Source organism: Pseudoxanthomonas sacheonensis (assembly GCF_031455975.1).
In the GTDB taxonomy this organism is placed as follows: Bacteria; Pseudomonadota; Gammaproteobacteria; order Xanthomonadales; family Xanthomonadaceae; genus Pseudoxanthomonas_A; species Pseudoxanthomonas_A sacheonensis_A.
In genome coordinates this window covers 1,123,595-1,145,927 of record NZ_JAVDTT010000001.1, presented here as the reverse complement: position 1 = coordinate 1,145,927, position 22,333 = coordinate 1,123,595, and the positions used below count along the sequence as shown (strand labels likewise).

At 64.9% G+C, this 22,333-nt stretch carries 15 protein-coding genes; 3 read left to right on the top strand and 12 right to left on the bottom strand.

Features of this window, described 5'->3' with window-relative positions; genetic code table 11:
• Positions 1–8 precede the first annotated feature (8 nt).
• Positions 9–917 (bottom strand): LysR family transcriptional regulator, encoded by a 909-nt coding sequence (locus tag J2W94_RS05155; protein ID WP_310090789.1) that lies wholly within the window; start codon positions 915–917, stop codon positions 9–11.
• A 107-nt stretch (positions 918–1,024) separates the two neighbouring features.
• On the opposite strand from J2W94_RS05155, the gene J2W94_RS05150 reads away from it, so the two are divergent.
• Positions 1,025–1,966, top strand: a complete 942-nt coding sequence (locus J2W94_RS05150) for an MBL fold metallo-hydrolase (protein ID WP_310090787.1) — start codon at positions 1,025–1,027, stop codon at positions 1,964–1,966.
• Between the two features lie 21 nt (positions 1,967–1,987).
• On the opposite strand, the gene J2W94_RS05145 is transcribed toward J2W94_RS05150, so the two are convergent.
• Complete coding sequence (locus J2W94_RS05145) at positions 1,988–2,482, bottom strand: lipocalin-like domain-containing protein (protein WP_310090785.1); 495 nt, start codon at positions 2,480–2,482, stop codon at positions 1,988–1,990.
• Between the two features lie 113 nt (positions 2,483–2,595).
• On the opposite strand from J2W94_RS05145, the gene J2W94_RS05140 reads away from it, so the two are divergent.
• Positions 2,596–3,435: a LysR family transcriptional regulator gene (locus J2W94_RS05140; RefSeq protein ID WP_310090783.1), complete on the top strand. Its 840-nt coding sequence runs from the start codon at positions 2,596–2,598 to the stop codon at positions 3,433–3,435.
• Positions 3,436–3,445: 10 nt separating this feature from the next.
• Here the strand turns inward: J2W94_RS05140 and J2W94_RS05135 are convergent, their stop codons facing one another.
• Entirely contained in the window at positions 3,446–4,912 is a 1,467-nt protein-coding gene (locus J2W94_RS05135; protein ID WP_310090780.1) for an alpha-L-fucosidase, read from the bottom strand.
• A 147-nt stretch (positions 4,913–5,059) separates the two neighbouring features.
• On the opposite strand from J2W94_RS05135, the gene J2W94_RS05130 reads away from it, so the two are divergent.
• Positions 5,060–5,842 carry a copper homeostasis protein CutC gene (locus J2W94_RS05130; protein ID WP_310090778.1) on the top strand — a complete coding sequence of 261 codons (783 nt, stop codon included), beginning with the start codon at positions 5,060–5,062 and terminating at the stop codon, positions 5,840–5,842.
• Between the two features lie 64 nt (positions 5,843–5,906).
• Here the strand turns inward: J2W94_RS05130 and J2W94_RS05125 are convergent, their stop codons facing one another.
• The 9 genes from J2W94_RS05125 to J2W94_RS05085 all read right to left on the bottom strand — a co-directional run bounded on the left by J2W94_RS05125 (position 5,907) and on the right by J2W94_RS05085 (position 22,318).
• Positions 5,907–6,902 carry a carbohydrate kinase family protein gene (locus J2W94_RS05125; RefSeq protein ID WP_310090776.1) on the bottom strand — a complete coding sequence of 332 codons (996 nt, stop codon included), beginning with the start codon at positions 6,900–6,902 and terminating at the stop codon, positions 5,907–5,909.
• Positions 6,903–6,935: 33 nt separating this feature from the next.
• Positions 6,936–8,003, bottom strand: a complete 1,068-nt coding sequence (locus tag J2W94_RS05120; protein WP_430540565.1) for a LacI family DNA-binding transcriptional regulator — start codon at positions 8,001–8,003, stop codon at positions 6,936–6,938.
• Between the two features lie 346 nt (positions 8,004–8,349).
• Positions 8,350–9,429 (bottom strand): sialidase family protein, encoded by a 1,080-nt coding sequence (locus tag J2W94_RS05115; RefSeq protein WP_430540545.1) that lies wholly within the window; start codon positions 9,427–9,429, stop codon positions 8,350–8,352.
• An 18-nt stretch (positions 9,430–9,447) separates the two neighbouring features.
• A complete protein-coding gene (locus J2W94_RS05110; RefSeq protein ID WP_310090772.1) occupies positions 9,448–10,830 on the bottom strand; it encodes an alpha-L-fucosidase in 1,383 nt (460 codons plus the stop codon).
• A gap of 90 nt (positions 10,831–10,920) precedes the next feature.
• On the bottom strand, positions 10,921–12,774 hold the full coding sequence (locus J2W94_RS05105) for a glycoside hydrolase family 35 protein (RefSeq protein WP_310090768.1): 1,854 nt from the start codon (positions 12,772–12,774) through the stop codon (positions 10,921–10,923).
• Positions 12,775–13,006: 232 nt separating this feature from the next.
• The gene (locus tag J2W94_RS05100; RefSeq protein ID WP_310090764.1) at positions 13,007–15,364 is read right to left on the bottom strand and encodes a GH92 family glycosyl hydrolase; all 2,358 of its coding nucleotides are present in this window, start codon (positions 15,362–15,364) and stop codon (positions 13,007–13,009) included.
• 47 nt (positions 15,365–15,411) lie between these two features.
• Entirely contained in the window at positions 15,412–16,839 is a 1,428-nt protein-coding gene (locus J2W94_RS05095; RefSeq protein WP_310090762.1) for a glycoside hydrolase family 125 protein, read from the bottom strand.
• Positions 16,840–16,925: 86 nt separating this feature from the next.
• Entirely contained in the window at positions 16,926–19,544 is a 2,619-nt protein-coding gene (locus J2W94_RS05090) for a glycoside hydrolase family 3 C-terminal domain-containing protein (RefSeq protein WP_430540544.1), read from the bottom strand.
• Positions 19,545–19,630: 86 nt separating this feature from the next.
• Entirely contained in the window at positions 19,631–22,318 is a 2,688-nt protein-coding gene (locus J2W94_RS05085; RefSeq protein WP_430540543.1) for a beta-mannosidase, read from the bottom strand.
• Positions 22,319–22,333: the final 15 nt, after the last annotated feature.

The following is a 22,333-nucleotide window of genomic DNA, read 5'->3' as shown; positions in this document are numbered from 1 at the left end:
ACGGGGCTCTACCCGATTAGCCGGTCCCATTCCGGCTCTTCGCCGAAGCGGGCAGCGAGGAAATCCAGGAAGCTGCGCACTATCAATGGCATCTGCCGTCTAGACGTATAAACGCCGTAGATGCCCATGCTATCGACGGCGTAGTCGGGCAGCACGACCACCAGTTCGCCCCTCCTGATCAACGGCGAGACCAGATAGGTCGGCAGCATGGCGATGCCCGCGTCGGCCCTTACCGCTTGCAGCAACGCGGTGGCCTCGTTGGCGCTGATGTTGCCGCCGACCGCAACCGGCGTGGTCTGGCCGGCCCGTTCGAGGTGCCACAGGCTTCTGCCGACGTAATGGTGGGTCAGGCAGTTATGCATCGCCAGATCTTCGGGATGCAGCGGCACGCCATGCGTACTGAGGTAGGCCGGCGAGGCGCACAGCACCGAGCGGCAGACAGAGAACTTGCGCGCGATCAGCCCGGAGTCGAGCTCGCCGCTGATACGGATCGCCAGGTCGATGCGCTCCTCGACCAGATTCACCGCGCGATCCATCAGCATCATGTCGACCGCTGTGCCGGGATAGCGCGCCACATAGTCGGCTACCGCCGCCGCCAGGTGGCTGAGGCCGAAAGAGGTGCTGCAAGTGATGCGGATCCGGCCGTGCGGCGCATCGTCTGGATCGGCTAAGGCGGCACGCATGTCTTCGCCCAATTCCAAAATCGTACGGCAACGCGACAGTGCCGCTTCCCCGGCGGGGGTCAGGCTGAGACGGCGGGTAGTGCGGTGGAAGACCCGCGCGCCTAGCCAATTCTCAAGTTCGGACAGGTAGCGCGACACCATGGCGCGCGACATGGAGAGCGCTTCGGACGCGGCCGTAAGGCTGCCGCGGTCGGCGACTTGGACGAAGACAGTGATGGCGGTGATCCGGTCCATTTGATCGATTTACGCAACAGTTAATCGACTTATACGCGGTTTTTAGATCTATTTCATTCTCTTATTGTGGTCGTCCATCTCCGTAGACCTAACCCCAGGAAAAGACCATGAAAGCTCGTCCTTCAAGCGCAGCTATTGCGATCGCCATTGCCATCGCCCTCAGCGCATGCACAGCAAAGACTCCCGCCAATGCTGAAGCCGAAGCCACGGCCGCGGTGGCCAGCGCGCCCGAACCCGTCCTGCAACCGCTGAAGACCGAGGTCTATAATCCCGGTGCGAATGGCATCTTCGAGGTGTCCTCGACGCTGATCACCGGCGCCAACGATGCGGTGCTGGTCGATGCGCAGTTCTCCACCGTCGACGCGCAGAAACTGGTCGATCTGATCAAGGCTTCGGGCAAGCGCCTGACCACGATCTATATCAGCCACGGCGATCCGGATTTCTATTTCGGCCTGGTGGCTTTGACTACCGCGTTCCCGGAAGCGAGGGTGCTCGCCACCCCGCAGACCATTGCCCACATCAAGGAAACCTCTGCAGGCAAGCTGCAGTTCTGGGGACCGAAGCTAGGCGCGGGCGCGCCCAGCCGGATCGTCGTTCCCGAGCCGATCCAGGGCAACCAGATCGAGTTGGAAGGGAACCAACTGGAGATCATTGGCCTCGATGGCCCCACGCCGGATCGCAGCTTCGTCTGGATCCCCTCCATCAAGACCGTGCTCGGAGGGATTTCCGTCTTCGCCGGCGAGTACGTCTGGATGGCCGATACGCAGACGCCGCAGTCGCACGCCGACTGGCTGGCCACGCTGGACCGCATCGCCGCATTGAAACCAGATGCTGTGATTCCTGGCCACTTCAAGCCAGGCTCGCCGCAGAACCTGGATGCCGTGCGTTTCACCGCCGACTACATCCGCGCCTTCGATGAGGAAACGGCAAAGGCCAAGAACGCCGACGCGCTGATCGCAGCGCTGAAGCAGCGGTATCCCGACTTGGCTGGCGTGTCTTCGCTGGAACTGAGCGCCAAGGTCGCCAAGGGTGAGATGAAATGGCCTTAGGCTACGGCTCGTGAGGAAAATCTAATCCTGCTTTCGCCACACCGAGACCGGGATGCCTCCGTCAGGACGCGGCGGCACCTGGTAGCTCAGTACGCCATCCTTTAGGGTGTACTTGCGCTTTTGTACGGTGCCTTCCCAATTAGGGAAAGAGGCCGACTCGATCGCGAAGGTGAGAATGCCTTCGTGCGCATCGACTGCCACAGTCCCGTAGTGAGTACTGGAGCCCATCACCGCGGCCTTGAATTCGGATTCTCTGCCCGCGGCCTTGTCCGCTGCCTCGAAGCGCGGGCGCTCCGACTTGAATATCTGCAGGGAATAGCGTCCGTCTGCGTCGACCATCAGTCGGCCCTTGGGGTTGTCGCCGTAATCGCGCACCTGCTCGCCGTTGGACAAGATCCGATCCGCCGCCACCAGCGTCCAGGTGCCTTGCAGAGGCGATTCGACCGTCGCTTGAGCGGCCATTGCCAAGCCGCTCAGGCCGGCCAATGCGCTTAGACCAATACCTATCGTGCTCATAGTCGGTTTCTCCCTAAATGCGAGTGCGGGTAGTAACCGTAGTGCATCTCCTATCATTTGAATATGGCATTAGTGTATATATCAATCATTGCAAATCCTTATCTTTGTAGCCCATGAAAACCTTGGACGTAGCCGCGGTCAGGGCGTTCGCGCTCACCGCAGAACTGCAAAGCTTTACCCGCGCCGCGGACGTGTTGGGCACCACCCAGTCCGCGATCAGTCTCAAGTTGCGGCGGCTGGAGCAACAGCTCGGCCGCCGGTTATTGGAGCGCACGCCACGACAGGTACGCCTGTCCGCGGAAGGATTGGTCTTCCTGGAAGCGGCCCGCGAGCTGGTGGCGGCTCACGACCGGGCCACCGCCGCATTCGAGGTCGAGCCTCGTCGGCTGGCCATCGGCATCAGTCAACAGCTGGTGGGTGGCGAGCTACCTGCATTGCTGCGCCAGTTGAAGGACCGTGATCCCGCTCTGCTGATTGAGCTGCGCATTGCCGGGACGCGCGAATTGATGCAGGCCTACGAGCAAGGCGAGATCGACGCGGCTCTGGTACTGCGCCCTGATGATGGGCGCAAGCGGGGTAGGGCCGTGTTCGCCCAATCCTTCTCTTGGTTCGCGCTGCCAGGCTGGACGCCCTATGCCGGCCAGCCGCTGCCGCTCGCGACGCAGGGCGAAAGTTGCCGCATCCGAACCATGGCGGTGCGTGCGCTCGACAAGTCCGGTATTGCCTGGAGCGAAGTTTTCATCGGTAAAGGCGGCGCTGCCGTGGGCGCTGCGGCGGCCGCAGGCCTGGCCGTGGCTTTGCTGGCGAAAAGTACGGCACCGGTAGCCACTGTGGATGTCGCCAGCAACCTTGCGCTACCGCCTATCCCTGACCAGGAGGTGATGCTCTACAGCGCCCTTAACGACTCCAGGTCCCGCGATGCGCTACGCATCCTCACCATGGCCTTCCGGTGAACCTAAGTGATCAAAGGGCAGGGCTTCCTTCGAAGGCGAGGGGCGCCGCGCCGGGCAAACGGAAAGCCCAGGCGTAAGCGTTGGCCGTCTGTTTGCGCAGCGATGCCGGGATCTCGACCACGGTGGTGTCGCCCTCGCGACGCCACGCCAGCCGCGCGTCGTCGCCGAGCAGCTTCACTTCCGCGCCGCCGACGGGTGCGGGGCCAGGAATGCGCAGCGTCGCCGGCAACTTCTTTTCATTGGCGTCGGGGAGGTAGAGCGCGTAAACGGTGCCGTCCTTCAGCCGCGTGTAACGGAACTTGCCGTCGCGGTAGGGGGCGACGGATCGGCTGGCGTAGATCGCTTCGCCGTTGACCTTCATCCACGTGCCGATTTCGTGCAGGCGCTGGACCGCGACCGGAGGAAGTTCACCGTTGGCGTCGGGACCGACGTTGAGCAGATAGTTGCCGCCCTTGGCGACCACGTCGACCAGCATCTGCACCACGCTGCGCGAGGATTTGTAGTTGTCGTTCGGTGTGTACGACCACGAGTCGCCCAGGGTCATGCAGGTCTCCCAAGGGTACGGCAGCGGTTGGTCGGGGATTTTCTGCTCCGGCGTGCGGTAGTTCTCGTAGCGCCCGCCCACCGCGCGGTCGACGACGATCAGGCCGGGCTGGTTCTTACGCGCCATCGCAGCCATGCCCGGCATATCGATGTCCTGCGGCCACGGCACGCCGGCGTTACCCTCCGCAATGTTGTCCATGGTGTCGGTCGGGCGCACCCAGCCGCCATCCAGCCACAAGATGTCGAGCGGACCGTACTGCGAAGTCAGTTCGCCGACCTGCGCATGGGTGAAGTCGGTGAAGCGTTTCCAGAGGTCCGGATGCTTGCGCGTGTCGTAGTTGTTGTGGCGGTTCGGCGTGGCCCAGCGTGGTGACCAGTAGTCGTCGCTATGCCAGTCGGGTTTGGAGAAATAAGCGCCGATGCCGAAGTCCTGCGCGCGAAACGCGTCGAATACTTCCTTGGTGATGTTGGAGCGCGGGTTGCTGTGGAACGGAACATTCGGCGCGGTGATCCTGTAATCGCTCTGCCGTGTGTCGAACATCGCGAAACCGTCGTGGTGCTTGGTGGTGAAAACCACGTACTTCGTGCCGGCGTCCTTGGCGATGCGCGCCCACAGCTCCGGGTCGAACTTGACCGGGTTGAATGTAGTCGGCAGTTGTTCGTAGCGCTTGACGTAGTCGACGTAGGGCTCGCCCTCGGGACGTTTGCACCAGTCCACGTCCTCGGAGCAGATCGACCACGACTCGACCACGCCCCACTGGCTATACGGACCCCAATGCATCATGAAGCCGAACTTCCAGTCCTGCCATTGCTCCAGTTTGCGCACCACCAACGGGTCGGTTTCCGGCACGTAAGCGCCATGGTCTTCGGCGTGCACGGCGGACAGTGGCGCCGCGCACAGCAACGCGGCCAATACGAGTCGTAGCGGTTTCATTGGTTGTTCTCGATGGGGAGGTTGTTTTCGCTGCCGGGCTCGATTGGCCGGGCAACGGGAGCAGTGCTAACGTGGACGTCTTCGCGAGCGAATGCCATTGGCGATGGCATTCTCGCAATCCGAACCAGAATAGGGAGCCGGCAGGTAGTGAAAGGAGCATCAGCGGAACAGCAACGCGCCGAGGCGAGCGCGCCGTACGTCCTCGAAATCGCCGCCAACTCGCTCGCCTCGGCGCTGGCCGCGCAGGAAGGGGGCGCTTCGCGCATCGAACTATGCACGGCGCTGGAGCTAGGCGGCCTGACTCCGTCGCCGGCGCAGATCGCACTGGTGCGCGAACGCTTGTCCATCCCGGTGCATGTGCTGGTGCGGCCGCGCGCTGGCGACTTCGCATACGGAGACGAGGAGCACGCGACCATGCTCTCCGATATCGCCCACTGCGCCGCCGCCGGTTGCGATGGGGTGGTGGTCGGTGCACTGACCGTGGATGGCGACGTCGACGTGACGCGTTGCCGGGAACTGGTCGCCGCCGCCGACGGGGTCGATCTCACCTTCCACCGTGCAATCGACGTCTGCCGCGACCCGATGGCAGCGCTTGAGGCGGTCATCGGCCTCGGGTTCAGGCGCGTGCTCAGCTCCGGCGGCGCAGCCAGCGCAATAGAAGGCAGCGCCAACCTGCGACGGTTGATCGAACAGGCCGCCGGCCGCATCGAGATCATGCCGGGCGCGGGCATCGACGCCGACAACATCGCAACGCTCATGGCCGCGACCGGCGCACGTGAATTCCATGCCTCGGCCAAGCGCGCATTGCCTTCGCGGATGCGATTCGCACCGGCGGACGCATTAGGCATGGCGGGTGGCGAAACCCGCAGCGATGCCGCCGAGGTGCGTCGCCTCGTCGAAGCGTTGCGCTGCGCCGCCAAGCGGACATGAGCGATGCCTCTCTCGCCACGAATGCCGACGGTATAAACGGCAGCGGCGAGGCGGCCGGCTCCATCTAGGCTTCCACCGCCGCTGCGCCGAGCAGCGCGATCGCTTCGGCATGCGTCGGCAGCGCCGCGAACGCGCCATGCCGGGTCACTGCCAGCGCGCCGCAGGCCGAGGCGTAACGCAGACAGCGCTCGAGTTCCGTCGAATCGGCGAGGAACGCATCGAACGTGCGCGTATCGACCCCTTCGCGCTGAAGCTGCGACAGCAGACCGCCGATGAAAGCATCGCCGGCGGCGGTGGTGTCCACCGTCTTGACATCGATCGTCGGCAGTTCGCCGCTGCGTCCGCGCGCGTACCAGCGCATCGGCGCGGCGCCGTCGGTGATCAATACCAGACGCGCGGTGCGCAGCAGGCGGGCAACGACGTCGTCGTCGCCGAAGCGGCCTTCTTTCAGATATTCGAGCTCCTCGCGCGCCAGCTTGATCAGATCGGCGGCCTCGAGCGCGCGCCAAAGCACGGGCAGAGGCGGCGCCGCGTCTGGCCACAGCGCAGGACGCAAATTGAGGTCGAAGCTGACCAGCGCACCGGCGGCACGCGCGCGGACCATGCCCGACAGCGTCGCTGCGGCGATGTCGGCATCGGTCAGGCTGTTGCTGCAGGCATGGAAGATGCCGGCTGCGGCGAAGCAGTCGGGGTCGAAATCCGCGTCGCGGAACAACAGGTCGGCGGCGGGCGGACGGTAGAAGTTGAAGCTGCGTTCGCCGTGCGCATCCAGCGAGACGAAGGCCAGCGCGGTATTGGCCGCAGCGGTGCGGCGCACGTAGCGTACGCCGGCGCCGGCGTCGCGCAGGCTGTGCAACAGGAAGTCGCCGAACATGTCCTCGCTGAGCATGCCGACGAATTCGCAGCGGCCGCCCAGTTTCGCCACCGCGACCGCGGCGTTGGCCGGTGCGCCGCCGGCGAACTGGCGGAACGTGCGTGCTTGGCCTTCGACGGGCTCGCCGGCGAGGAAGTCGATCAGCGCTTCGCCGAAGCAGAGGATGGTGTCGTTGGCGGCGCTCATCAATCGGTTACCACTCGTTGCGGATCGCGGAACTCAGGCGCTGAGCGCATGCGGGGTACTCTCTCGTTCGGTCAGCTGCACGGGCACGATCACCGATTGCCGCGGCGACGACGGCGCCGCAGCGCGCTGCAAAAGAAGTTCGGCGGCCTGGCGCCCGCGCGCGCGCGGATCGGCGTTCAACGTGGTCAGTGGCGGAACGCCGACTGCGGCTTCGGGGATATTGTCGAAACCGGTAACGGCGAAGTCGACGCCCGGTTGGCGACCCAGGCGGGCCAGCCCCAGCATCAGACCCAGCGCCACCGCGTCGTTGTAGCAAACCGCCGCGGTGGGCGCCGCATCGACGGCGAACAATGCGTCGGCATGCACATTGGCTTCGAGGCGGGTGGGCGCGGTTTCGATCATCGAGGACGGATCGACCTGGATGCTCGCCGCGCGCAACGCGTCCTGGTAGCCCAGACGGCGTTCGCGGCAGGAACTGGAATTGGCGTGACCGCCATAGAAGGCGATACGGCGATGTCCCAACTCCAATAGCCGCTTGGTCGCCACGCGCGCGCCGGCGCGATTGTCGAGGCCAAGAAAGTCGTATTCGAAACCCGTATCCGGCGTGCCGGTCAGTTCGCGGTTGAAGACCAGCAGCGGCGCGTGCCGGCCGATCGTCATTTCCACATCGGTGACGTCGCTGTTTTCGGCCGGCGACAGGATGATCCCGGCCGGATGATGCTCTATGAGCGATCCCAACAGCTGACGCTGCCGCGCAGGCGACTCATTGCTGCTACCGAGCAGGGTGACGTAGCCCTTCGCGCCGAGCGCCTCGTCGACGCCGGTAGCGAACTCGGCGAAGAACGGATTGGACAAGTCGTTGATGACCAGCGCCACCGTGGTGGACACGCGCTGGCGCAGGTTGGCGGCGGCGCGGTTGTAGACGTAGCCCTGACGCTGCATTTCCGCCTCGACCCGGCGGCGCATATTGGCGTGCACCAACGGACTGCGACGCAACACCAGCGACACGGTCGCGCGCGAAACCCCACAAGCGAGCGCAATGTCGTTCAGGGTGATACGGCGCGGTTTATCCAAGGCGTCACCAATCCGATTTAGATCGATCCAACAGTCGTATCCTGCGACAAACGGGGCACACCTGCAAGTCGTGACGTCTCGTTTGCCGCACTTGGCGGCGGCTGCCGCCAACGGCCAAATCGACTGTGCGTGGTTGAGGCCCGGACCGCCAAAGCATAGCCGTTCGACCGTGGCGCAAGTGCCGGTCAGGTACCGTTTCCTGGACCAACGCGAGCTCACAAATGAGTTTTGTGAGCCGCTGATCACAAATCGCCGGGCTGGCCGCACAGGTAAGGGCTTTTCAACAGCCGTTGGCTCGTCAAAGTGACGTCCTCGGCAGCGCGTAAACCATCAATTCCTAAGCCATCAATTCCGATGATCCGACAATCCCCTGCTATGGAGACGGCAGCAAGCGTGGATCCAGCACCACGTGCTTGATGCGCTGGCGCTTCCAGGTGTAACTGATGTGCACCAGTCCGTCGCGGGTCTGGATGACTGCCGGATAGGAGAACTCGTCCTTGGGACTGTCCTCCAGCGTCAGCACGCGCCGCCAGCGCATGCCGTCATCCGACAGCGCCACCGCCAGCACACCTCGACCCTCCCACCAGTCCTTGCCGGCCAAGGTCGGGTTATAGACCAGCAACGCGCGGCCGTCGCGCAGCATCACCGCATCGGTGCCGGAGTTGGGATTTTCGATGTCCAGCAAGGTCATCGGCTCCCAAGTGGCGCCATCGTCGTTGGAGAAGACGCTGAACACATGGTTCTGTTTGCTGCGTCCGAGCGCCTGCAGGCGGCCGTCGCGATGGCGCAGCAGGCTGGGCTGGATCGCCCCGATATGCGCAGGATCGTTGAGCGCGCCGCCACGCCGCCAGTGCAGCCCGTTGTCGTCGCTGGTTTCGATGTGCGCGCGCCAGCCGTCGGTCTCGTCCTCGCTGCTGCTCGGGGCGAGAATGCGGCCGTTGGCCAACTGCAGCGGCTTGTTCTTTATCGGACCGAGAATGCCGTCGGGCAGACGCCTAGGCGCGGACCAATGCGCGCCGTCGTCGGAGGAGAGGGTGAGCAGTCCCCACCATTGCCGCGGATTCGGGCCGACCTTGTAGTACAACTGCAATGGACCCTGCTCGGGTTGGAATAGCACCGGATTCCACGCCGGCTGCGGCCGGCTGTTGTCCTGCATGTTGTTGCCCTGGGCGCCGTCGGCCACGCGTCGCGGCGATTGCCAGTGGTCTGCATCGCGGCGAGCAAGCCAGATGCCTACATCCGCCGCGCCTTCGTGTTCGCCGCCAAACCAAGCGGCGAGCAAGCTGCCGTCGCGGGTTTCGACCAGGGTGGACGCATGGCTTTGCGGCGTCGGCGGCCGCGTGGCGATGAATTCCTCCAGCACCACCGGCGACCGTGCGGGTAAGGCTCCGCACGATGTCACGGTGGCAAGCAACGAGAAGGCGAGTAGGGCATTGGTTCGTGGAAGACGCATGGATGAGGATACGGGCGCTCACCGCGCCGCTGCTACGCCTTTGCCGGTGTTGAACAATTGGAACTCGCGGATGTGCGCGGGATCGGAACTGGACAGGATGTTCAGGCGTACTCGCGAGGTGGTCACCGGCGCGAAACGATCGATCTTCATCCGTCCGATCGCCTGCGCCTGCGTCAGCCGCACCCACCGACCGTCCTGCCACGCCTCCACCGCGTATTTCTGCACGCGCTGGCCGGCGTTGATCCATTCCATGCTCAGCGCGCTGTCGAAAGTCACCGGCTGTTTGAAAGTCAGCTCCAAGGTCGCATGGTGCGAGCCCTCGGGCGCACTCCAGAAAGTGTCGCGGTCGCCATCGGCCGCCGCGGCACCGGTACCTGCGCTTTTCAGACTGCTCGGCACCAAGTTCTTGGCAGGTCCATACAGCGCCTGGATCGCTTCGCCCAGCTCGCGCAGCCGCCGTACGTCCGCTTCCGGCAACAGACCTCGGGTGTCTGGCGCGATCCCCAGCACCAGCTGACCGCCCAAGCCCACGCTCTTCTCCCAGATCTCCACCAGCTCGTCCAGGCTCTTGAGAGTCTGGTCGCTGTTGGGATGCCAGAACCATTGAAAACGATGCAGCGGCGTATCCACTTCCACCGGCCGCCAGCGCAGGAAGCCATGACGATCGATCACGTTCCAGTTCTCGCCCACGATGAAGCCGTCTTCGTTGCCGACCCAGCGGATGTCGCCGTACTCGAACAGCGCCGTGTCGGCGAACACCATCGCGTTCGGCTGGTAGGTGCGCAGCTCCTCGATGTATTTGTCGAAGTCGTAGACATGGCCGGCGCTGCCGGCACCGTCCAGCCACCATTCGGTGATCGGCCCGTAATGAAGCGCCAGGTCCACCAACTGCGCGGTATAGAACTTGTCGTAGGCCTTGGCGTCGGCGTACTTGGGTTCGTGCCGGTCCCAGGGCGACAGGTAGATGCCGAAGCCCAAGCCTTCCTTGCGAACCGCTTCGCTGGTCATCCTGACCAGGTCGCCCTTGCCTCCCAGCCAGGGACTGTTCTTGACCGAATATTCGCTCTGCGCGGTCGGCCATAGGGCGAAGCCGTCATGATGCTTGGCGACCAGGATCAGGTATTTCGCACCGGCTGCCTTGGCCGCGCGCGCCCATTGCCCGGGATCGACCTGATCGGGATTGAACACCGACGGACTGGCGGTGCCGTCGCCCCATTCCTGGTCCAGCCAAGTGTTGGGATTGAAGTGCACGATCACGCCGAACTCCATCTCCTGCCAAGCCACTTGTTGTGGCGATGGCCGAACCTCGGAGAAGTTCTGCGCGGCGGCCAGCGGCAGAGCCAGAAAGGACAGCGTGAGCGCGGCCAGGCGAAGGATAGGAAAGCGAAAGAGGCGGGTCATCGGGATACCTTGCAAGCGATGGCACGGCCATTGGCCGCGCGGATCGGGAACGGTGGGGAAGGGTTTGATCCAGCGAGCATGCCGCGAACCTCAGTCATGTCCGTGATTGCTCCACAACGGCTCCGTGGTGCCGCGCACGCTGGCGTCGTCGACGCTGTCCAGATCGAACACCACCAACGGATTGTCGCCTTGCCGTTGCCACGGCGCCGGGAAGTACAGCGTGCGCTGCGGGCCGATGTTCCAGTGGCGACCCAGATTGCGGCCGTTGGCCCAGGCGAAACCCTTGCCGAACGCAGCCATGTCGAGCCAGACGTCGGCCGGAGCGGCGATGCGCAAGCTGCCGCGGTGGAACGCCGGACCTTCCACCTTGGCTGTGGTCCAGCCTCGCAGCGTGTCGGGCGAACGCATCGGCAACGGGAACGCCTGCCAACCCAGCAAGCGTTCGCCGTCCAGCAACACCGGATCGACCAGTCCGGCGCGGCCGTCGGCCATGCGCGGGCCATAGTTGATGCGCCCGCTGTTTTCCACCAGCACGTCGAGCGTGTGTTCTCCAGCGGGTACGTCCAGCGTCACCGATACCTGTTGCAAACGGCGTTCGACGCTGCCGGCTAGCTTGCGATCGAGATAGACGCGCGCGTAATCGCGCACTTCGCCCAAATACAACTCGCCCTTGCGCGGCCCGGTCACGGTGGTGCGGTAAAGGATGTAGCCGTAATCCTGGCCATAGGCTTCCATTGGCAATGGGGTGTCGCTGGCGACCGGCTCGGGCAGGTTGTCCCATAGCGACGCCGATTCGCGCAGCGCGACCCGCGGCAACGCGGCGAAGCGCACCGGCGCCGGCAGCGGTGGCGGCTGCACTCCGGTCGAACGTGCGATGGCGTCGCGGAGCAACGCGAACTTAGGCGTCGGCCGTCCGGCCTCGTCCAACGCCGCGTCGTAGTCGTAACTGGTGGTCTGCGGCGCGTAATGGTCGCTGGGATTGCCCTGCAAGTTGGCGCCGTTCATGAAGCCGAAGCTGGTGCCGCCGACGAACATGTACAGATTCACCGAATGGCCCTGTCGCAGTATCCATTCCAATTCCTCGGCCTGCTGTTTGGCGTTGGTGCTGGCGTGCGGCTTGCCCCAATGATCGAACCAGCCCGCCCAGTATTCGCCGACCATGCGTGGCCGGCCTGGCTGGAACTTCTCCAGCTTCTCGAACGCGCTTTTGGCTTCGCCAGGCGCGAAGTTCACCACCGCCAGCGTGTCGGGCGACGTGCCGTTTACGAGCGCGCCGTTGGCGAGCATGTCGGCGCCATCGGAAGTGAACAGCAGTGCCTTGTCGAAGCCGGCCTGCACGAACAACTCGCGATTGGCCCGCATATAGGCGTGATCGTCGTCGTAGGAGCCGTACTCGTTCTCGACCTGCACCGCGATGATCGGGCCGCCGTTGCCGTTGAGCAACGGACCCACCTGCTCGGCGACGGCTTTCAGGTACGCGCCGCTGGCGGCGAGGAAACGCGGATCGCGGCTGCGCACGCGCATGCCCGGCTCCGCGAACAACCAGGTCGGATAGCCGCCGGCTTCCCATTCGGCGCAGACGTAGGGGCCGGGGCGCAGGATCACGTTCAGTCCCTGCGCGGCAGCCTCGCGTACGAAGGCGGCGACGTCGTTGTCGCCCTGGAAGTCGAACTCGCCGCGTCGCGGCTCCACCAGATTCCAGAATACGTAAGTCTCCACCGTGTTCAGACCGAGCGCGCGTGCCTTCTGCAGACGGTCCTTCCAATACGCGCGCGGTATGCGCTGGAAATGGATCGCGCCGGAGACGATCTGGTAGGGCTCGCCGTCGCGGGTGAAATGGGTGGCTTGGGTCGAGAACACGGGCCAGATGTCTGCAGCGATGCCTGTGGTCGGTGCCGTCAGCGCGAGCGTTACGACGAGTGATGCGAGGAGGTTGCGCAGCATGTGGGTCTCTTCAGTGTGTTGCATTGGTGACGGATTGCTTGCTCGGGCCTTTTTCCCTTCTCCCACCGGGAGAAGGTGGCGCGCAGCGACGGATGAGGGAGTGGAGTGTCCGCGTGCAGCAAACTCGATGGCACGTCATTGCCATTCCCTCATCCGCCCTACGGGCACCTTCTCCCGGAGGGAGAAGGGAGAAGCCAATGCTCTGGCGATTTCCAATTCCCAACTTCCTGCTTCAAATAAACGACGGTGGCAAATCTTCCAGACGACTGCCGAAATCCCGATTGGGTTCCGGCCCCATCTCGAATTCCAGGGTGCCGCCCGCGGCCAGGTCGGCGTGGCGTATCCAACTGCGCGCATACGGTTTGCCGTTCCAACGCACGCGTTGCACGTAGACGTTCCGTGCGCTGTTGTGGCGGGTGACGATGCGCAGGGTGCGGCCGCCGCCGACATCCAGTTCGGCGCGGCGGAAGAGGGGACTGCCGAACACGTAATTGCCGCTGACCGGATCGACCGGGTAGAAGCCCAGCGCGCTGAGCACGAACCAGGCGCTCATCTGCCCGCAGTCTTCGTTGCCGGACAGACCGTCGCGGGCGTCGCGGTACTGCTCGCGCAGCAGTCGGCGCGCCATGGCCTGAGTCTTCCAGGGTTGCCCGGCGTAAGCGTAGAGATAGGCGACGTGGTGGCTGGGCTCGTTGCCGTGCGCGTACTGGCCGACCATGCCATCGATATCCGGCGGCGCGCCGGCCGGCAGCTCGGAGCTGGTGCTGAACAGTTCATCGAGCTTGCGCACGAAACCGTCGCGGCCGCCGAACCGTTCCATGTAGCCGTATAGGTCGTGCTGATTGAGGAAGGTGGCCTGCCAGGCGTTGGATTCGGTGAAGTCGTGCCAACGCTCCGAGTGGCCGAGCGCGCGCGGGTCGAACGGTGCGGCCCAGCTGCCGTCTTCCAATCGCGGCTGGATGAAGCCGCTGTCCTGGTTGAACAGGTTGCGATAGTTGCGCGAGCGGGCGAGGAGAGCGCGGTAGTCGTCCTCGGCGCCGGCCGCGCGCGCCAGATGCGCGCAGGCCCAGTCGTCGTAGGCGTATTCCAAGGTGCGGCTGGCCGCTTCGTTGACCTTGTCGCTGGGGATGTAGCCGAGTCGGCGGTAGTAGGGCAGGCCATGCGAGTCGTCGTCCATCGCGCGCTTGCGGTACAACGGCCAAGCCGCGGCGTAGTCGATGCCCTCGAAGCCCTTGGCGTGGGCTTCGGCCAGCGCCACCACCGAGTGGTAACCGATCATGGTGCCAGTCTCTACGCCCTGCAGCGGCCAGATGCCGACCCCATCCGGGCATTCGGCCGCGCCGCGCACCAAGCCCTGGATCAGATCGGGAACGCGTTCGGGCTGCACCAAAGTCAACAGCGGGTGCAAGGCGCGATAGGTGTCCCACAGCGAATAGGTACTGTAGTTGCGGTAGCCCTCGGGCAAGGTATGCACCTGCAGGTCCATGCCGCGGTAGCGGCCATCCACGTCGCTGAACAAGGTCGGCGCCAACAGCGAGTGGTACAGGCTGGTGTAGAAGATGCGCCGCTGCGTGCCGTCATCGGTATCGGGGTCGTCGGTATCGATGCGCACCCGCGCCAGTTCCTTCTCCCAGGCGGCGACCGCCTCGGCGTGCACGCGGGCGAAATCGAAATCCGGCAACTCGGCATCGAGGTTCGCCAACGCATTCTCGGCGCTGACCGCGGAGATGCCGACCTTGATCAGCAGTGGCGCGGCGTCGGCATCCGGGAAATGCAGCGCCGCCTTCAGCCGGGTGCCGTCGGCCTGGCGCGCCTGTTCGGCCAATGGCTGGTCGTCGCTATACAACTGCACTTGCGCGAACGGACGCGACAGCCGCATCGCGAAGAACAGATAGCGGCCCTTCGCCCATTGATAGACGCGACGGCCGCCGGTGACCGTGCGTTCGTCGACGATACGCAACTGCGCGTCGCTGACGCGGGTCGGAGTGGATGCGTTGTCCTGGAAGCCGTGGCTCAAGTCCAGCAGCAGATGACCGGGCTGGCCTTGGGGGAAGCGATAGCGGTGCAGGCCGGCGCGCGCGGTAGCGGTCAGTTCGGCGTGGATGCCGGTGTCCTTCAGCAGCACCCGGTAATAGCCCGGAGAGGCGGCCTCATCGGCGTGATCGTAACGCGATCGATAGCCGGTCTCCGGGGCGTTCAGCGGACCGGGCTGCAGTCTGACTTCACCCGTGCGCGGCACTATCAGGAAGTCGAGCATATCGCCGATGCCGGTGCCGGACAGATGGGTGTGCGAGAAGCCCATGATCGAACCGTCGGACTCGTGGTAGCCGCTGCACGCATCCCAAACCGCGTTGTAGGTGTCCGGGCTGAGCTGCACCATGCCGAACGGCAGCGTGGCGCCGGGGAAGGTGTGGCCGTGACCGCCGGTACCGATGAACGTATCGACATGGCGGGTCAGGTCCGCGCGCACGCGGGCATCGGCGGGCAACGCGAAGTTTCCGGCAAGCGCGCGCGCCGGTCTGGCCTGTCCGCCCACGCCGAACAAAGCCAGCGCAATGGCGCTTTGCAGGAATCCGCGTCGTGTTGGCATGCATGCTCTCCGTAGTGCGTTCTCCCGCAAGCGGGAGAAGGGATAGGTCAAACTTTGCGCAGCAAGTGCGGTTTGCGCTGCGCCAAATCGATAACCAGTTCGCCGAACAGGCTGTTGGCCCAGGCGAACCAATCGCGGGTGAACTTCGCCGGATCGTCCTGATCGAAGGCCTCGTGCATGAAACCGGTGCCCGCGTGGGTGGTCTTGAGCCAGTGTAGGCACCGACTGATTTGCGTATCGTCGTCGCTGGCCAGCGCGTATTGGATGATCGCCATCGGCCAGATCGTGCGCAGGCCGCTGTGCGGGCTGCCGACGCCCTCGGCGGCGCGGCCGCGGCAGAAATAGGGATTGCGATCGCTCCAGGCCAACTGACGGCTGCGCAGGAACACGGGGTCGTCGCGCTCGCAGCAGCCCAGATAAGCCAGGCTCAGCAGGCCGGGCGCGTTGGCGTCGTCGATGAACAGTTGGTTGCCGTATCCGTCCACCTCGTACGCCCAAAACGCTTGACCATCGGCGTCGCGCATCAAACCGTGCTGGCGCGTCGCCTTTTCCACTTGCTCGGCGAGCGCGCTGCACTCGGAGGCGAAGTCGCGGTCGTGATGGATCGTCCGGCTCATCTGCGCCAGTTGCCGCAGCACCGTTACCGCGAACAGGTTGGCCGGCACGAACAGCGGATACACGCAGGCGTCGTCGGACGGCCGGAACATCGAATGGATCATGCCGTTGGGCCGGGTCGGCTGGCCGTAGCCTCCCAGCACCAGAGTTTCGGTGGCGAGCGATGAGGGCCGTTGGAAGGTGTAGGGACCGCGGTCGTGCAGGCGCTGCTGCTCGCGGAAAGTGCGCACTACGATACGCATCGCCTCGCGCCAGTCGTCGTCGAACGGCGCGGTGTCGCCGGTGGCGCGCCAGTATGCGTGCGCCAGTCGGATCGGGTAGCACAGCGAATCGACTTCCCATTTGCGTTCGCCCACACCGGGCTTCATCTCGGTGATGTCGTTCACCGACCACTTCAGACGCTGGGTCGCGTCATCGGGCAGAAAGGCGTTGGCATAGGGATCGAGCCGGATGCAGAACGACTGCCGCCGGATCAGGCCATGCAGCATCCGCCGCAGCGCCGGGTCCTGTTTCGCCAGAGGGATATAAGAATGCACCTGCGCGGAGGAGTCGCGCAGCCACATCGCTTCGATGTCGCCGGTGATGACGAAGGTGTCCGGCTTGCCGTCGCGGGTGCCGGTCTGCACGGTGGTGTCTAGCGTGTTCGGGTAGCAGTTCTCGAACAACCAGGCCAGTTCGGGATCGCCGACCTGCGCCTTGATTCGGGCCAGCTGGCGTTCCACCGCAGCGCTGACGAAGCCGCGCCGTGCCTTGGGCGGACGGCGGCTGGTGAAGGCCGCACCGTCGGCGGCAAAGCCGGGCAGGGCGGTGGCCAGCAAGGCGGCGCCGAATACATGAAGGACATCGCGGCGGGTGGGCATGTCGAATATTCCTGATTCGTCTTCTGGGTGTGGACCGCGCAAGGGCGGCGCCGATCCGGGTGTTTCCATGGCGCTTGACGCCTCCGTCACTTCGGCATCGGCATCCGACCCTGGATCGAGAACGCCGCTTCGCCACCCGGCGCACCGGTGCCGGGCTGGCCGCCGCCGACGAATACGCGGTAGTTGCCGGCCTCGACCGCGCGCTGGCCGGCGCGGTCGACGTCGCTGAGCTTGCGCGCGTCCAGTTCGAAGTTCAGTTCACGCGATTCGCCTGGCTTCAGCGTCAACCGCTCGAATCCGACCAGACTGCGGATCGGCGATTGCGGTCGCTGCGGATACTCGAGATAAACCTGCACCACCTCATCGCCGCTGCGGTCGCCGCTGTTCCGCACCCGCACGCTTACACGCAGCGGTTCGCCAGCCTTCAACGTCGGCGTCGACAGCCGAGGCGCGTCATAAGCGAAGCTGGTGTAGCTCAGGCCGTGACCGAACGGATACAGCGGCGTGCCGGTGAAGTAGCGGTAGGTGCGGCCCTTCATGTCATAGCTGATGTAGGCCGGCAGGTCCTTGGTCGAGTGGTAGAAGGTCACCGGCAGTCGGCCGCCGGGATTGAAATCGCCGGCCAGGGCCTGGGCGATGGCGGTGCCGCCGGACTGGCCGGGGTACCACGCGGCGAGGATGGCATCGGCATGTTGCTGCGCCCAGTTCAACGCCACCGCGCTGCCGCTCATCAACACCGCGATCAGGGGCTTGCCGCTGGTCTTGGCGCGTTCGAGCAGCGCCTGCTGCATCGCCGGAAGACCGATCGCGTTGCGGTCGCCGCCGTCGAAACCGAGCACGTCGACCTTCAGTTCTTCGCCCTCCACATCCGGCGACAAACCGACGAAAGCCACCACTGCGTCGGCCTGCGCGATTACGCGCTCGGCTTCGGCCAGTTGCGCCTCCGCCGGCGCCAGCCATTCCAGGCGTAGGCCCTGATCCTGGCCTTGGTGTTCGATCTCCAGACGGAGCCGCCGTGGTCGCGTGTCCTCGAAACGGATCTGCGCCTCGACGTTGCGGCCGTCGGCGTTATGCACACCGGTGGCAACGCGCTTGTCTTCGGCGTTGCCTGCGATCACCAGTTCGTCGTCGATGTACAGGCGCACCGGATCGTGCCCGGTGCAATCGAAGCAGCGCGCCACGCGTACCGCCAACGTGTAGTCGCCGGGACCGGGCGGCAGCAGTTCGCCGGTCCAGCGTACCGAGTAACGATTCTTGTCTACGCCGGAAGCCGGCGCCACCTGATCCCAGTTGAAGCTGATCACGCGATCCTGACGTACCAGACGTGGAGTGCCGGCCAAGTCCGGATTGTCGAAGTACTCGCCCTTCAGGCCCACTTTTCCGTCGTTGCGCAGTGCGGTTTCCGGAATCATCACCGGCACTCCGGCAGACAGCGGCGCGCCTTGGGCATAGCTCACGCGCTGCTGACCGAAGCGTTGTCGCAAACCCACCAAAGGCGTCACCGGATCGACCGAGGTGCCTTGATAGTTGGCTTCCAGTGCGGCAAGAGCGTCGGCGTTCGGGCCGATCACCGCCAGCCTGGTGTCCGGCTTCAGCGGCAGTGTCGCGCCCTGGTTCTTCAACAGCACCAGCGACTGCAATGCCGCTTCAAGCGCCAGCTTGCGGCCGGCGGGTGCGCCGATGTCGTCCGCACCCAATCGTGCGTAAGGATCCTGTCGGGGTCGTTCCAGTTCACCCAGGCGGTAGCGTGCGGCGAACAGGCGTACCAGCGATTGGTCCAGCAGCGCTTCGTCGGCCTCGCCACGATCCAGCGCCTGCCCCAGTGCGCGATAAGTGTTGCCGCAGTTGAGATCGTGCCCGGCCTTCAGCGCGGCGGCGGCGGCACCGGCTTCGTCGGGACGGAAGTAATGGAAGTGAAGCATGTCGTAGAGCGCATCGCAGTCGGAGACCACGAAACCCTTGAAGCCCCAGTCGCCGCGCAAGCGGCCATCGAGCAGCCAGTCGGCAGCGCAGGCTGGCAGGCCGTGCAGCGAGTTGTAGGCGCACATCACCGCGCCGGCATGGCCCTCGACCAGCGCGGCGCGGAACGCAGGCAAATAGGTCGCCTCCAGGTCGCGCGGGGAGACGTCGACGTCGAAGCCATGGCGGCCCGGCTCCGGACCGCTGTGCACGGCAAGGTGCTTGGGGGTGGCGATCGTGCGCGGGTGTTGCGGGTCGTCGCCCTGCAGGCCGCGAATGAAACCTACCGCCAGTTCTCCGGTGAGGTAGGGATCTTCGCCGTAGGTTTCCATGCCGCGGCCCCAACGCGGGTCGCGAAAGATATTGATGTTCGGCGACCAGATGGTCAGACCGTCATAACGCTTGTGATCGCTGCCAGGGCCGCCTGCAATGTTGAACTTGGCGCGCGCCTCGGTCGAGGTCACGGTACCGACTTGCTCGAGCAGATCGGTATTCCAACTCGCCGCCAGCCCGATCGCCTGCGGGAACACCGTGGCATGGCCGCTGCGGGCGACACCATGCAGACCCTCGTTCCACCATTCGTAGGCCGGCACGCGCAGCCGCGGAATCGCCGGAGCGGCGTTCATGGTCTGAGCGATCTTCTCCTCGCGCGTCATCTTCGCCACCAGCGCGGCCGCGCGGTCCTCGGCTTCGTCGGCGCGGACGGGAGCGGATGCGATGGCAAGCAAGGCGACCAGCATCGTCATCCCCACCCAGGCGAGGACCCAGCGATTTTGGGCACGGGAAGAACAAAAGGCACTGGATCCCCGCCTGCGCGGGGATGACGGATTACTCATCGTTTCGCCTCCGCAGGTTCAGCCGGCGCACCAGCGAGTGTCGCCGCGAGGTCACGGATCTGCAGCGACGCCTGCAGTGTTTCCAATGTCGAGGCGCTGCGTACGCGTACCGTCAGCGGTTCGCCCGGCAACAAGTCGAAGGCGTTATCGGAGACATGCACGTCCAGATCGCCGAACGAGAGCCAGACCTCGCGCGCCAACGCGTCGCTGGACAAGGTCAGCGCGAAGCCGTCGCCGTCGGCCTTCCATTCGCTGCGGACCTGTACGGCAGGCAGCGCGAGATGCTTGGCGGCATCGAAGAACACCAACTGGCGCGACAGTACGCGCTCACCATCGAGCAGTTCGAACACCGCAAAGCTTCGCTTCCGATCGGCGCGGCCGAGCAGTTGCGCATCGCTGAATTGGCCGATCGGGGTGCTGCTCAGTGGCGGCAGCGTCGCTGTCTTCTCGCGGCGGCTCAGTTCCTTCCCGTCGAAATCCATTACGCGCAGCCGCCAGCGTGCGGCAAGCGGTGCGGTGCGGTCGGAAACCAGGGAAAGCGTCGTCTTGCCGTCCTTGCGCAGCGCGGCGGCCAGCTCCGGCGCGTAGAAATGACGGGCGTGGTAGTTGAGCGCTTTCCATCGTCCGTAGTAGTCCACGCTGGACCACGATGCGCCCGGCCACACGTCATTGAGTTGCCAGTACAGCGAACCCATCGCCTGAGGACGCGACGCGCGCAGGTGCGAGGCGGCCAGACCGATGCCTTCGGCCTGCATCAGTTGGCTCAGGTAGACGAAGCTTTCGAAATCCTTCGGTTCGCCGAACTCGCGGCGGATGTACAGGAGCAGGCGTTGATTGCCGTTGCCGTTGTCGTACTTCTGATGCGCGCGCATCACCGGTGATTCCGGTTGCATGTCCTGTGGGCCGGCGAAGGCGCGGAGAGTGCGCATGTCCGGAAAGGACTGCAGCCCGTATTCGGACAGGAAACGGCTGTCGACGTCCAGGTAGGCCTCGACCGGCTTGGCTTCGCCGCCCCAGACCTGCCAGTAGTGCATGTCGCCATCGTCGCTCAGGTCCGCGCCGCCATCGAAATCGGTGCCGGGCGAGGTCGCCCAGTACGGCACGTCCGGATCGTGCACGGCGACCACCTCGCGGAACACTGTGCCGAACAACGTGGTCATGCCGCGTTCGATTCGGCCGCGTTCCTCCGGATCGATCGACTGTTTGAACTTGACCCGGTCGCCCCAGTGATCCCAACCGGTCTGCACTTCGTTGTTACCGCACCACATCACGATGCTGGGATGGTCGCGTAGGCGCTTGACCTGTTCGATCGCTTCCTGCCTTGTGTTCTCGCGGAAAGCCACGTCGTACGGCGGAATAGCGCCGCCGAACATGAAGTCCTGCCAGATCATGACGCCCAGTTCGTCGGCGAGCTCGTAGAAGCGGTCGTCCTGGTAGTGGCCGCCGCCCCACATGCGCAACATGTTCATGTTGGCTTCGCGTGCGTCGAGCAAAGTGCGGCGCATGCGCTGCTCATCCACACGGGTGGGGAAGCTGTCCAGCGGAATCAGGTTGGCGCCCTTGGCGAAAATCGGGATGCCGTTGACCACCAGTTCCATGCTCTTGCCCCACTGGTCCTTCTCGCGGCGCAGCTCGACGGTGCGCAGACCGGTGCTGCGCTGGACCGCGTGCGTGTCGCCACTGGCATCGCGCAGCGTCGCGACAAAGGTGTAGCGATCCTGGGCGCCGTAGCCGAACGGGAACCAGCGCTTGGGGTCGGCGATGCGCAGCGGCATATCGATGCGATTACGGCCGGGATCGACCACCGCATCGCGTTCGAGCCGCGTGACCAAGGCGCCGTCCGGGCCGCGCACTTCCAGCGCGACCTGCACCGGCCCGCTGGCGTTGGCCTCCAGCTCGATCTGCGCTTCCAGCTGCGCCGCTCGCGCGTCCACCCGTTGCTGTGCAATGTGCAGGTCCTCCACGCGCAGCGTGTCCCAGGCTTCCAGACGCACGTTCTTCCAGATGCCGGCGGTGACGATGCGCGGCCCCCAGTCCCAGCCGAAATGGTAGGGCGCCTTGCGGACGTAGGTGGTGCTGAGCCGGGCCTTCGGCTCATCGCCGAAGGCCGAGTCGTAGCCGCCCGGCAGCGCATACGGCTGTTGCGCCAGCCACGGCTGGATCTTCTTGATCGGCGAGCGCAGGATCACTTCAAGCACGTTCTCGCCGCGCTTGAGCAGCGGTTTGGCATCCACGCGCCAACGCCGGAACATATTGTCCGCGTCCAACAGCGGCTTGCCGTTGAGGCGAACCTCGGCCAGCGTGTCCAGCCCGTCGAATACCAGTTCGACGCGCTCGCGCTTCAAAGTCGCCGCATCGATTTTGAAACGGCCGCGGTACTGCCAGTCGCTCAGGCCCACCCATTGGATCGCGCCCTCGTTGCTGCCCAGGAACGGATCGGGCACCAGTCCGGCCGCCATCAGATCCGTCTGCACCGTGCCCGGCACCTGTGCCGGCAGCCACGCCTGCGCTTGCGGATGCTCCTTCGCCTGCGCCTGTCTCGGCAGTAACCGAACTTGCCAACCCTCATCGAGGCTGAGCGAGGTTGGCGGTGCGGCCCAAGCCGGCATTGCCAGAGCCGTGCAAAGCAGTGCGGCCCAGTAAGGAAAGCGGCAGGAACGCAAGCGGAGGTAGGGCGAGAACATGCAAAGCTCCTTAAG

Excerpts from the sequence above, each read along its gene's own strand:
- J2W94_RS05125 (WP_310090776.1), bottom strand. The coding sequence starts at position 6,902 with ATGAGCGCCGCCAACGACACCATCCTCTGCTTCGGCGAAGCGCTGATC.
- J2W94_RS05155 (WP_310090789.1), bottom strand. The coding sequence starts at position 917 with ATGGACCGGATCACCGCCATCACTGTCTTCGTCCAAGTCGCCGACCGC.
- J2W94_RS05090 (WP_430540544.1), bottom strand. The coding sequence starts at position 19,544 with ATGACGATGCTGGTCGCCTTGCTTGCCATCGCATCCGCTCCCGTCCGC.
- J2W94_RS05085 (WP_430540543.1), bottom strand. The coding sequence starts at position 22,318 with ATGTTCTCGCCCTACCTCCGCTTGCGTTCCTGCCGCTTTCCTTACTGG.
- J2W94_RS05110 (WP_310090772.1), bottom strand. The coding sequence starts at position 10,830 with ATGACCCGCCTCTTTCGCTTTCCTATCCTTCGCCTGGCCGCGCTCACG.
- J2W94_RS05140 (WP_310090783.1), top strand. The coding sequence starts at position 2,596 with ATGAAAACCTTGGACGTAGCCGCGGTCAGGGCGTTCGCGCTCACCGCA.
- J2W94_RS05115 (WP_430540545.1), bottom strand. The coding sequence starts at position 9,429 with ATGCGTCTTCCACGAACCAATGCCCTACTCGCCTTCTCGTTGCTTGCC.
- J2W94_RS05100 (WP_310090764.1), bottom strand. The coding sequence starts at position 15,364 with ATGCCAACACGACGCGGATTCCTGCAAAGCGCCATTGCGCTGGCTTTG.
- J2W94_RS05150 (WP_310090787.1), top strand. The coding sequence starts at position 1,025 with ATGAAAGCTCGTCCTTCAAGCGCAGCTATTGCGATCGCCATTGCCATC.
- J2W94_RS05105 (WP_310090768.1), bottom strand. The coding sequence starts at position 12,774 with ATGCTGCGCAACCTCCTCGCATCACTCGTCGTAACGCTCGCGCTGACG.
- J2W94_RS05145 (WP_310090785.1), bottom strand. The coding sequence starts at position 2,482 with ATGAGCACGATAGGTATTGGTCTAAGCGCATTGGCCGGCCTGAGCGGC.
- J2W94_RS05135 (WP_310090780.1), bottom strand. The coding sequence starts at position 4,912 with ATGAAACCGCTACGACTCGTATTGGCCGCGTTGCTGTGCGCGGCGCCA.
- J2W94_RS05095 (WP_310090762.1), bottom strand. The coding sequence starts at position 16,839 with ATGCCCACCCGCCGCGATGTCCTTCATGTATTCGGCGCCGCCTTGCTG.